The sequence below is a fragment of the Caproicibacterium amylolyticum genome (genome assembly GCF_014467055.1).
GTDB classification, from domain to species: domain Bacteria; phylum Bacillota; class Clostridia; order Oscillospirales; family Acutalibacteraceae; genus Caproicibacterium; species Caproicibacterium amylolyticum.
This window is the reverse complement of record NZ_CP060696.1, coordinates 2,985,694-2,996,201: the sequence shown is the minus strand read 5'-3', so window position 1 is coordinate 2,996,201 and position 10,508 is coordinate 2,985,694. Positions and strand designations below refer to the sequence as shown.

The following is a 10,508-nucleotide window of genomic DNA, read 5'->3' as shown; positions in this document are numbered from 1 at the left end:
GTGTTCAGCTCTCCTCCGTGATAATTAGCGTTGCATTTAAACATTTAAATATAATTCATAATAGCATAAACGGGGTATTTTTGCAACGAACTGTTATAGGGAGCGCGAAAAACAGCGAATACGGACTTACCAGCGGCAAAAGAAAAAATTTTTTTGAATTTTCGGGAACTTCTTTCTTTTCCAGGCCGATTGTGGTATATTAATTCTTGACAGGCTCTGCAAATGTGAGATATAATGCTAACTTGCAGAGGTTTATTCCGAAAGGAGGTTTTCATTCATGAAAAGAACGTATCAGCCGAAGAAGCTCCACCGCAAAAAGGAGCACGGCTTCCGTAAAAGGATGTCTACAAGCAACGGCCGCAAGGTACTTGCACGCCGCCGCGCAAAGGGCCGGGCACGCCTGACCTACTGATGAAGGCAACGTAAGGGCCACGGCAGCGTGGCCTTTCTTTGTATGTAACGGAGCTGACCGCATGGATTATGTACCTATAAAGGAAAACAGAGACTTCCGGCGCATTTACAGCAGGGGCAAAAACCTGGTGACGCCGGTGGTGGTTTGTTATACCTTAAAAAACAGAACAGGCTTGGTGCGCATGGGTATTACCACCAGCAAAAGAATCGGCAACGCGGTAAAACGAAATCGTTCGCGCAGGATTATCCGCGCTGCGTTTCGGGAACTGCTGCCGCGGGTAAAACCGGGCTATGACTTTATTTTTGTGGCGCGTGCAAAGACCCCGTATGTCAAAAGCACTTCTGTACAGCGCGCAATGGAACAGCAGCTGCGCAAAGCGGGAATGCTGCAGTGAAAAAGCTGCTGCTGAAACTGATCCGGTTTTACCAGAAGCACATTTCCCCGCTGCACGGCCCCATGTGCAGGTATATGCCGACCTGTTCCAACTATGCAATAGAGGCAATCGAGCGCTTTGGCCCGCTGAAGGGTACAGTGCTTGCTTTGTGGCGGATCCTGCGGTGCAACCCTTTCAGCCGGGGCGGTTACGACCCTGTTCCGGAGAAAAAGATAAAGATCAAAAAAGAAAAGAAAAAACGGAAATCCTTATAAAAGAGGAGAATTTATCGCCTTATGCAAATTTTTAACGGACTCGGCTGGCTGATCGGCTATGTGCTGTACGGCCTGTACTTTGTAGTGCGCAACTATGGTGTTGCGGTCATTTTGTTTACGGTGGTGCTGAACCTTTTAATGTTCCCACCTTACATCAAGCAGCAAAAGGGCATGGCCGGCAGCATGAAGATGCAGAAGAAAATGCAGGAGCTGCAGAAGATTTACGGCAATGACAAAGCTAAGCTGATGGAAGAGCAGCAGAAGCTGTATGAAAAAGAGGGCATGGGCGGCATGGGCGGCAGCTGCCTGATGATGTTTATTCCTATGCTCATCTTCATGAGCCTGTTCTATGCGCTGTCCAGTCCGCTGACAAATATGCTGCATTTGGACGCTAATGCGGTTACGCAGGCTTCCAACTTTATTCAGCACGTACCGGGAGATGCGCTGGCCAGTACATTGGGTTCCTATGCCACCACCTACCACGAGTTGGACATTGCAAAGGATTTTACACAGATTCAGCCGTACATCACTGATATTTTCAGCCATTACGATATGCAGAAGCTGCAAATGTTCAGCGGCAGCTTTAAGTTCTTTGGACTTGACCTGCTGCAGGCGCCGGCTGTTTCCGGGCACTTCTGGTCTTCGCTGTTCAGCAGCCCGCTGTTCCTGCTGCCGCTGGCGAGTATCGGCCTGCAGATTGGTTCTACGATTTACATGACTTACAGCCAGAAAAAAATGGGACAGGCTCAGCCAGGCGCCCAGCAGGGCTGCATGACGGTTGTAATGGTTGGCATGTCTGTTTTCTTCGGCTATGTAACCTGCATTGTGCCGGCCGCTATGAGCCTTTACTACACCATTAATGGTCTGATGGGACTGGTAAGAACCTGGATGATGCAAAAGTACTATTCGCCGCAGATTTTGACGGCACAGGCGGAGGGTTCTCACGTGATGCTGATGGAGCAGAACGAAGCGCGTATGCAGCCGCTGCCGCCGGATGTGCAGGCGGAACTGGAACGCAAGGTGCGTAACTGGAACCAGACTTCCCCCAATGGAGAAGGCGCGAAAAAGAAGAAGATTGCTGCCAATGCTCAGTCTGCCAAGGGCAAAAACAGCGGTGCACAGAGCAAGAATGACTATATGGGTCAGAAAAAATAAGAGCAAATTTAGAGTTCTGCAGGCCGGGATGCCGGCATAATACGACGAAAAAGCTAGGCTAAAGACAAAGGAGGATGCTGTTATGCGCAGAGAAGTAATTGGTACAGGAGAAACAGTGGAAGCCGCCCGCGAAGCCGCGTGCCGTGAGCTGGGTGTACAGTCAGAAGAAGCAGAATTTGAGATACTGGAAATGCCGGTTAGAAAAACACTGGGACTTTTTGGCGGCAGCCCTGCAAAAGTTCGTGTTTTCGTGGAAGAAAGCCCAGCAGATAAAGCGGCTTCCTATCTGCACAGTGTTCTCTGTAATCTTGGCCTCACAGACGTTCAAATTGAGATTCAGGAAGAGGAAAATAGCGCAATGCTTTCCATTACCGGCGGAGATGTTGGCTTTATCATTGGCCACCGCGGTGAAACGCTGGATGCTCTGCAGTATCTGGCAGGTTTGGTGGCAAATCACACGGAAGATACCTATTACCGCATTACACTGGATATCGGTAATTACCGTGAAAAGCGCCGTGAAACACTGGAAGCACTCGGTAAAAAACTTGCCGCCAAAGCGGTTAAGTCTGGCCGAAACAATTCTTTGGAACCGATGAATCCCTATGAGCGCCGCATTATTCATACAGCTGTTCAGGAGATTGAGGGTGCTACCAGTTGGAGTGAGGGGCAGGATCAGGCACGCCATGTGGTCATCGGGCCTGAGGGCGGCGAGCGGTTTCAGCCGCGGCGGCCAGGCGGCAGAAGGCCGTATAGCAATACCAATAACAGCCGCCGCCCGGGCGGGGATTTCCACCAGAATCGTAACGGCGGCTACCACAGTGGCCCGCGCCAGTCTGGCGGGTACCACAGCAGTGGCAGTCCGCGGCAGGGCGATTATCACGGGACGCAGCAGTCTGCTGGCCGCGTAAACCGCAACTCCTCCAGCGAAAACTAAACAGTCAGACCGCTTTTGAATTTCAGCGCTCGCGCCCAGACGGGCGGGGCGCTTTTTTTGTGAAAGGAATGGTTTTATGCACACCATAGCAGCCATCAGCACACCGCAGGCATCAGGCGGAATCGGCATTGTGCGGATTTCCGGTGATAATGCGCGTACCGTAGCGGGTAAGGTCTTTTCATCTGTGTCTGGTAAAAAACTGGACGAAATTGCGGGCTATACATCCCTGTTTGGCTCTGTACATGATGATGAGGGTACATTTGACCAATGTGTAGCGGCAAATTACCGTGCACCTAAAAGCTATACGGGTGAAGATGTAGTGGAGCTTTCCTGCCATGGCGGTTTGTATCTGCTTCGGCGGCTGCTGAATGCCTGCATTGCCGCAGGGGCGGTGCTGGCGCAGCCAGGTGAATTTACACGGCGCGCCTACCTGAATGGAAAGATGGACCTAACACAGGCGGAGTCGGTTATGGAATTGATTTCCGCACAGGGAAAAGGTGCCGCCCGCGCCGCTCGTGCTGGGCAGGAGGGCAGACTGCACGATAAAATCTGCGCGGCTCAGGAACAGCTGACGGCTGCCGCCTCTCACTTGGCGGCATGGGCAGACTTTCCGGAAGAAAATGTGCCGGAAGTTGAGAGTGGCACACTGGGCACACAGCTGAAAGAAGTACAGCAAAAGCTGAGGGAACTGCTTTCGGGGTTTGATACCGGCAGGGTACTGCGCGAGGGCGTTGATACGGTTATTGCGGGCAGACCCAATGTTGGCAAAAGCACGCTGATGAATCTGCTGGCCGGTTGCGAAAAAAGCATAGTTACTTCCTACGCCGGCACCACCCGTGATGTTGTGGAGGATACCGTTTTGCTGGGCGGGATTCCACTGCGTCTGGCGGATACCGCCGGATTGCGGGATACCAGCGACCCGGTGGAACAGCTTGGTGTACTGCGCAGCCGCAGCCGCGTGGAAGCGGCACAACTGGTGCTGGCAGTGTTTGATTCCTCGGAACCACTGCGGGAGGAAGACCAGCAGTTTATTGAAATGCTGGGTGATACACCTGCCATTGCAGTTATTAACAAAAATGATTTGCAAAGCAGAATAGACAATTCGTATATTCAATCAAAATTTAAACAAATTGTATATATTAGCGCTTTACAAGGAAGTGGATTGAAGGAACTGCAAAATGCGGTACAGCAGGTGCTGCATTTGCAATCTATTGATCCAACTTCCGGCGTACTGTTTACGCAGAGACAGCAGGCGGCGGCACAACGTGCCCTGGCTGCGGTTAATGAGGCACTGGAAGCACTGGAAAATGGTATGACACTGGATGCGGTGACTGTTTGTGTGGAGGATGCCATTTCGGCGCTTTTGGAGCTGACCGGTGAAAATGTTTCGGAAACGGTAGTAAACCAGGTGTTTGAAACGTTTTGTGTGGGGAAGTAAGGAACGAAAAGCAACAAAGACCTTGGGAGCCTGACTTGCAGGCTCCCAAACCCGCTGGCGCTTCTCAGGATAAAGGCAAGGTTAAGAACAGGCCGCGGCGGGCGTTGCCCCGCACCCCTAGTCGCTTTCTAAGAATACCCTTTCGGGGTACGCGAGCGACGGAAAGCAACGATTTGATTCTAGGTAAGCAAGTGATAAGAGGAAGTTGATAATTATGGAACATGAATATGATGCCGGGGCCTATGATGTAGCAGTGGTGGGTGCCGGTCATGCCGGAATTGAGGCCGGGCTTGCCAGTGCGCGGCTCGGCTGTTCTACTTTGGTGTTTACAATTAATCTGGATGCAGTCGGCAACTGTCCCTGCAATCCGAGTATCGGCGGCACGGCTAAGGGACACCTTGTGCGCGAGATAGATGCGCTCGGCGGCGAAATGGGACGCACAACCGACAAATGCTTTTTGCAGAGCCGTATGCTGAACTTGGGCAAAGGTCCGGCAGTACATTCCCTGCGCTGTCAGATTGACCGGCGCAAATACAGCGAAACCATGAAGCATGTGCTGGAACTGCAAGACAATCTGTATTTGAAGCAGGCAGAAGTTGTTGATCTGCGCCATGCAGCGGATGGAAAGCTGTGGGAACTGGTCACACGCATGGGTGCGGTTTATACGGTGAAAGCCGTGGTACTGGCGACCGGCACTTTTTTAGGCGGCAGAGTTTACATTGGCGAGGTCAGTTACGAAAGTGGCCCGGACGGCATGTTCCCAGCCGCATTTTTAAGCGAACCCCTGCGCAAACTAAACTTGCGTCTGCGACGCTTTAAAACTGGTACACCGGCGCGTGCCCTGCGCAGCAGCATTGATTTTTCGGATTTGGAAGTGCAAAAAGGGGATGACCCCGTTGTTCCGTTTTCATATGATACACTGGAACCGGGAAAAAACCGGGAAGTTTGCCATGTTTCCTGGACCAATGACCGCACTAAGGAAGTCATTTTGAAAAATATCGGCCGCAGCCCGCTTTATAGCGGACATATCAAAGGAATCGGTCCGCGGTATTGCCCGAGCATTGAAGATAAAATCATGCGGTTCCAGGATAAGCCGCGGCATCAGCTGTTTATCGAACCCTGCGGTCTGCACACAGAAGAAATGTACCTGCAGGGCATGAGTTCCAGCCTGCCGGAGGAAGTGCAGCTGCAATTTTACCACACGATTAAGGGTTTGGAGCATGTTCAAATCATGCGCTGTGCCTACGCGATTGAGTACGATTGCGTAGATCCGCAGCAGATGGCGGCAACGTTGGAGTTTCGCAGCCAACCAGGGCTTTACGGTGCTGGACAATTCAATGGCAGTTCCGGCTATGAAGAAGCCGCCGCGCAGGGAATCGTTGCGGGCATCAACGCGGCGCTGAAAGTGCAGGGGCGCGAGCCGATGATTCTTGACCGCGCGAGTTCTTACATTGGAACGCTGGTGGATGATTTGGTCACTAAGGGTGTAACGGACCCATACCGTATGATGACAAGCCGCAGTGAGTATCGGCTGGTGCTCCGGCAGGACAATGCAGACGAGCGTTTGACATCGATTGGCCGTAAACTGGGGTTAATTGGTGACGCACGCTGGGCGCGTTTTCAGAAGAAAGAGGAGCAGAAAGCCGCGGAATTCAAACGTGCGCAGAAAACCGTCATGCCGCCGAGTAAGGCTCTCAATGCACTGCTTGTTTCACATGAAACATCTCCGGTAACAACTGGTGTGCGGCTGGCAGATCTGCTAAAACGCCCGCAGATTAACTATCAAATATTAACCTCTGTAGACACAGACCGTCCGGATTATCCCGATGATGTATTTGAAAATGTAGAAATTGAACTTAAATATGAGGGATACATCAAGCGGCAAAAAGCAGATATCGCGGAAATGCGCCGCTTAGAGGGCAGACTGCTGCCGCAGGAGCTGGACTATACAACAATTACTGGTCTGCGCAGTGAGGCACAGGAAAAGCTAAACAAGGTGCAGCCATCAAATATTGGTCAGGCAAGCCGCATTTCCGGTGTCAGCCCGGCGGATGTCAGTGTTCTGCTGATTTGGCTTACCAAGGAGAAGAACTGAATGGAAAATATCGAAAATCTACTGCGGCAGGGCGCACAGTCCTGCGGTCTTGCTCTAACTGTAGAACAGACGACACAGTTTCAGTCCTACATGGAACAGCTTTTAGAGTGGAATACAAAATTAAATTTAACGGCAATTACAGAGCCAAATGAGTTTGTGGAAAAGCACTTTTTGGATTGCTTGTGGCCGCTGCAGTGGTTTAATCCTGCTGGTAAAACATGCCTTGATGTCGGAACAGGCGCTGGATTTCCGGGTATCCCCTTAAAGCTTGCTGTGCCGCAAATGCAGCTGACACTGCTGGACAGCCTGCAAAAGCGCTTAACGGTTTTGGATGATGTGTGTGCCAAGCTAAATGTCACAGCAGCAACCGTTCACGCAAGGGCAGAGGAGGGCAGCAGAAAACCGGAACTGCGGGAGCAGTTTGATTTTGCATTTGCCCGTGCAGTGGCACCACTTTCTGTACTATGTGAATACTGCCTGCCGTTTGTGAAACCGGGCGGCTATTTTTGTGCTTGGAAAGGCCCTGCTGGAGCTGAAGAATTGGCGGAATCGCGGCGCGCACTTCAGTCGCTGGGCGGCTGTGTCAAGAAAAATATCGTGTACACGCTTCCGGATGGCAGTTCCCGGACGTTTTTAATGATTCAGCACGTCCATGCCTGTTCACCAAAGTACCCACGTGTAGGGGAAAAAATTAAAAAGCAGCCGCTGTAGTTTTCCACATAGAAAAGTCAACAATTTCAGGACTGTCGACGATTTTAAACATAATTTTCAACTGCTGTTTTGCAAAGTGGAAAGTGCAGCTGCTTGTGAAATATGGGATTGTGCAATTTTGCTAAAACGCGTTTTATAGAGCAGGCAATGTCATATCTAAAAACTGTTTTTCAAAAGTTCATTTTTATGAAACCGGTAATTTAGAAACTCTGCCTTTGCATAATGCAGCAAAAAATTATGCAAAAGAAAATTGATTATTTTCTCACCATTCTACAAATTTGTACAGCCTGGCTGTGTTACGATAGGGACAAGCAGGAGGTGAGAGAATGCTTGGACAGCAGCATATCCTGAAACTGGACATTGACAGTATTCGGCCGAATCCCGCGCAGCCGCGGCGCACATTTGCGGCGGAGGAACTGCGAGAGCTGGCGGACAGTATTGCATCGAATGGTTTGCTGCAGCCGCTGGTGGTAAGGCGTGTACAGGGTGGTTACGAACTGGTTGCCGGCGAACGGCGGCTGCGTGCCTGTAAGTTTATTGGCATGCGTGAAGTCCCGGTGCTGATTACAGCCTGTACTGACCGCGAAAGTGCAATTTTTGCGTTGACAGAAAATTTACAGCGGGAAGACCTCAATATGTTTGAGGAGGCTGACGGCCTGCGGCGTTTAATTGAAGAATGGAACATAACGCAGGAGGAATGTGCTGCACGTTTGGGCAGAAGTCAGTCTGCTGTGGCAAATAAACTGCGTTTGCTGAAACTGTCCGGCAGCGCACGGGAAATTATTCTTGAGAATCACCTGACGGAACGGCACGCGCGCGCACTGCTTCGGCTGCCAAATGCTGAAATGCAAAAGCAGGTCTTGGAAATGGTGCTGCACAGCCAGCTAAATGTGCAGCAGACCGATGCACTGGTCAGTAAACTGTTGGAATCTGAACCGAAACACAAACAGCATCAGCTGCCAATCATTAAAGATGTGCGTATTTTTGGGAACACGATCGAACACGCAGTCACCACTTTGCGCAGCACCGGGGTTCCAGCCGAAACATTCCATACGGAAACTGACGATTACCTGGAGTGGGTCGTGCGTATACCGAAAGCAGAGGGCGCAGGGAGGAAACCCGCCTAACTGTGCAGTTATTAGATTATAAGAAACCCATTTTCTTATCATTTTCCCACAATCATTTACAAAAAGGGAGCTTGCAGAAATGTAAGCTCCCTTTTTGTTTTACCACTTGTCTTAGAAACTACTTGTCTTTTAAAGTGTTTCACGTGAAACAAAGGCCTTTCACATTGTTTTAAGAGGAATAAGTGGAATTCTTCACAGAAACAGAGTGGGACCACTTTATTTGCGGCTTTATTCGTGGTATAATAGGGCATACTGTAAAAATAGAGAGGGAGGAGCCTTATGTGCCGCATTATTGCAATCTCAAACCAAAAAGGCGGTGTGGGGAAGACTACCACGGCTGTCAATCTGGCGGCCGCGCTTGGCGCTGCCGGAAGAAAAACTCTGCTGGTGGATACTGACCCACAGGGAAACTCCTCCAGCGGAGTTGGTGTGGACCGCAGAAAACTGAATGAATCGGTTTACGATGTGCTGATTCGTGACGCAGATATTAAAAAAGCAATTCATTCAACAGAGTTCAATCATTTGGACCTGCTGCCCAGTTCTCTGGATTTGGCGGGTGCTGAAATTGAACTGGTAGACAAACCGCACCGCGAGAGTGTTTTAAAACGTGCTTTGGTGCAGGTAAAGGAACAATATGCGTATATTATCATTGACTGCCCACCGTCGCTCGGCTTTATTACAACCAATGCACTGAATGCTGCAGATAGTGTTTTGATCCCGATTCAGTGTGAGTTTTATGCATTGGAGGGGTTGAGTCAGCTGATGAACAGTGTTCGCCGTGTAAAGCGTCAGTATAACAGTGCGCTGGATATTGAGGGTGTGCTGCTGACGATGTATGACGGCCGGCTGAACCTGACACAACAGGTAGTCGATGAAGTTAAGAAATATTTTAAAGGGAAGGTATTTGGAACGGTGATTCCCCGCACAGTGCGGCTGAGTGAAGCGCCCAGCTTTGGGCAGCCGATTCAATACTTTGACCGAAACTGCAAGGGCGCGGAAGCGTATAATGCCCTTGCTGCCGAACTGATACATAATAATGAAAGCTGAGGTGAAACGGATTGTCCTCCAAACAAAGAGGTCTTGGCAAAGGATTGGACATTATTTTTGCGGAAAACGATGCTGAAGACGGCAATGTTTCTGTTACCCTAAACATTAATGAAATTGAACCGAACCGAAGTCAGCCGCGCCGCGAGTTTGACGAAACGGAAATGGCGGAGCTGGCGGACTCTATTGCAAAGCACGGAATTTTACAACCGCTACTGGTTCGTCCGCTTCACGATGAGGGCGGCTACCAAATCGTAGCAGGGGAGCGCCGCTGGCGTGCGGCCCGCATGGCGGGTTTGCAGGAAATACCTGCATTGGTGCGTGAGCTTTCAGATCAGCAGGTAATGGAGCTGGCGCTTATTGAAAACCTGCAGCGTGCGGATTTGAATCCATTGGAAGAAGCGCAGGGGTTTCAGGCTCTGATGGACGAGTACGCAATGACGCAGGAGGAAGTGGCGGACAGTGTGGGCAAATCACGTCCGTCCATTGCGAATGCACTGCGCCTGACCCGTCTTCCGGCAGAAGTGCAGAAGCTGCTGTCTGAGGGAAAGCTGACCTCTGGGCAGGGGCGGACGCTTCTGGCGTTCCCGCCGGAGCATCAGGTCCCAATGGCTTTTCGCTGTGTGCAGGAGGGACTGACTGTCCGTCAGCTTGAAAAGCTGGCAAAGCAGTTCAGTACCAATCCTAAAGAAGCAAGTATTCAAAAAGAAATTCCATTTTACGATGAAGCTGCGCTTTCCCTGCATGAACAGTTGGGCAGGCGGGTCAAAGTGACCGGCAGCCGCAAAAAGGGTGTATTGCAGATTGAGTTCAGCGGGGAAGAAGACCTGAAAGCACTGCTGAAACTGTTTGAGTAAAAACAGTAAAGGTTTCGCCCGCCTTTGCAAGGCGGTATGTGTGGGCGAAGCCCACGGTCTGATCTCTTGCCTGTAAAACCCTTATTT

General features: G+C 50.6%; 11 protein-coding genes. All 11 read left to right on the top strand.

Translation table 11 applies throughout. The annotated features are described in order from the left end of the window. The first annotated feature begins 277 nt into the window (after positions 1 to 277). The 11 genes from rpmH to H6X83_RS14455 all read left to right on the top strand — a co-directional run bounded on the left by rpmH (position 278) and on the right by H6X83_RS14455 (position 10,421). On the top strand, positions 278 to 412 hold the full coding sequence (gene rpmH / locus H6X83_RS14505) for a 50S ribosomal protein L34 (RefSeq protein WP_212507158.1): 135 nt from the start codon (positions 278 to 280) through the stop codon (positions 410 to 412). Between the two features lie 61 nt (positions 413 to 473). Then, entirely contained in the window at positions 474 to 806 is a 333-nt protein-coding gene (gene rnpA, locus H6X83_RS14500; RefSeq protein WP_212507157.1) for a ribonuclease P protein component, read from the top strand. Beyond that, entirely contained in the window at positions 803 to 1,060 is a 258-nt protein-coding gene (yidD, locus tag H6X83_RS14495) for a membrane protein insertion efficiency factor YidD (protein WP_212507156.1), read from the top strand. Before rnpA ends, yidD begins: the two co-directional genes overlap by 4 nt. 21 nt (positions 1,061 to 1,081) lie before the next feature. Beyond that, complete coding sequence (locus tag H6X83_RS14490) at positions 1,082 to 2,215, top strand: YidC/Oxa1 family membrane protein insertase (protein ID WP_212507155.1); 1,134 nt, start codon at positions 1,082 to 1,084, stop codon at positions 2,213 to 2,215. Positions 2,216 to 2,297: 82 nt separating this feature from the next. After that, positions 2,298 to 3,149, top strand: a complete 852-nt coding sequence (jag, locus tag H6X83_RS14485; RefSeq protein ID WP_212507154.1) for an RNA-binding cell elongation regulator Jag/EloR — start codon at positions 2,298 to 2,300, stop codon at positions 3,147 to 3,149. A gap of 76 nt (positions 3,150 to 3,225) precedes the next feature. After that, the gene (gene mnmE / locus H6X83_RS14480) at positions 3,226 to 4,587 is read left to right on the top strand and encodes a tRNA uridine-5-carboxymethylaminomethyl(34) synthesis GTPase MnmE (RefSeq protein WP_212507153.1); all 1,362 of its coding nucleotides are present in this window, start codon (positions 3,226 to 3,228) and stop codon (positions 4,585 to 4,587) included. Between the two features lie 214 nt (positions 4,588 to 4,801). Next, positions 4,802 to 6,682, top strand: a complete 1,881-nt coding sequence (gene mnmG, locus H6X83_RS14475) for a tRNA uridine-5-carboxymethylaminomethyl(34) synthesis enzyme MnmG (RefSeq protein ID WP_212507152.1) — start codon at positions 4,802 to 4,804, stop codon at positions 6,680 to 6,682. Then, on the top strand, positions 6,683 to 7,393 hold the full coding sequence (gene rsmG, locus H6X83_RS14470) for a 16S rRNA (guanine(527)-N(7))-methyltransferase RsmG (protein WP_212507151.1): 711 nt from the start codon (positions 6,683 to 6,685) through the stop codon (positions 7,391 to 7,393). A 326-nt stretch (positions 7,394 to 7,719) separates the two neighbouring features. Further along, positions 7,720 to 8,520: a ParB/RepB/Spo0J family partition protein gene (locus H6X83_RS14465; RefSeq protein WP_212507150.1), complete on the top strand. Its 801-nt coding sequence runs from the start codon at positions 7,720 to 7,722 to the stop codon at positions 8,518 to 8,520. A 279-nt stretch (positions 8,521 to 8,799) separates the two neighbouring features. After that, complete coding sequence (locus H6X83_RS14460) at positions 8,800 to 9,567, top strand: ParA family protein (protein ID WP_212507149.1); 768 nt, start codon at positions 8,800 to 8,802, stop codon at positions 9,565 to 9,567. Between the two features lie 44 nt (positions 9,568 to 9,611). Further along, complete coding sequence (locus H6X83_RS14455; RefSeq protein ID WP_246419326.1) at positions 9,612 to 10,421, top strand: ParB/RepB/Spo0J family partition protein; 810 nt, start codon at positions 9,612 to 9,614, stop codon at positions 10,419 to 10,421. Positions 10,422 to 10,508: the final 87 nt, after the last annotated feature.

Excerpts from the sequence above, each read along its gene's own strand:
- rpmH (WP_212507158.1), top strand. The coding sequence starts at position 278 with ATGAAAAGAACGTATCAGCCGAAGAAGCTCCACCGCAAAAAGGAGCAC.
- rnpA (WP_212507157.1), top strand. The coding sequence starts at position 474 with ATGGATTATGTACCTATAAAGGAAAACAGAGACTTCCGGCGCATTTAC.
- H6X83_RS14490 (WP_212507155.1), top strand. The coding sequence starts at position 1,082 with ATGCAAATTTTTAACGGACTCGGCTGGCTGATCGGCTATGTGCTGTAC.
- jag (WP_212507154.1), top strand. The coding sequence starts at position 2,298 with ATGCGCAGAGAAGTAATTGGTACAGGAGAAACAGTGGAAGCCGCCCGC.
- mnmE (WP_212507153.1), top strand. The coding sequence starts at position 3,226 with ATGCACACCATAGCAGCCATCAGCACACCGCAGGCATCAGGCGGAATC.
- mnmG (WP_212507152.1), top strand. The coding sequence starts at position 4,802 with ATGGAACATGAATATGATGCCGGGGCCTATGATGTAGCAGTGGTGGGT.
- rsmG (WP_212507151.1), top strand. The coding sequence starts at position 6,683 with ATGGAAAATATCGAAAATCTACTGCGGCAGGGCGCACAGTCCTGCGGT.
- H6X83_RS14465 (WP_212507150.1), top strand. The coding sequence starts at position 7,720 with ATGCTTGGACAGCAGCATATCCTGAAACTGGACATTGACAGTATTCGG.
- H6X83_RS14460 (WP_212507149.1), top strand. The coding sequence starts at position 8,800 with ATGTGCCGCATTATTGCAATCTCAAACCAAAAAGGCGGTGTGGGGAAG.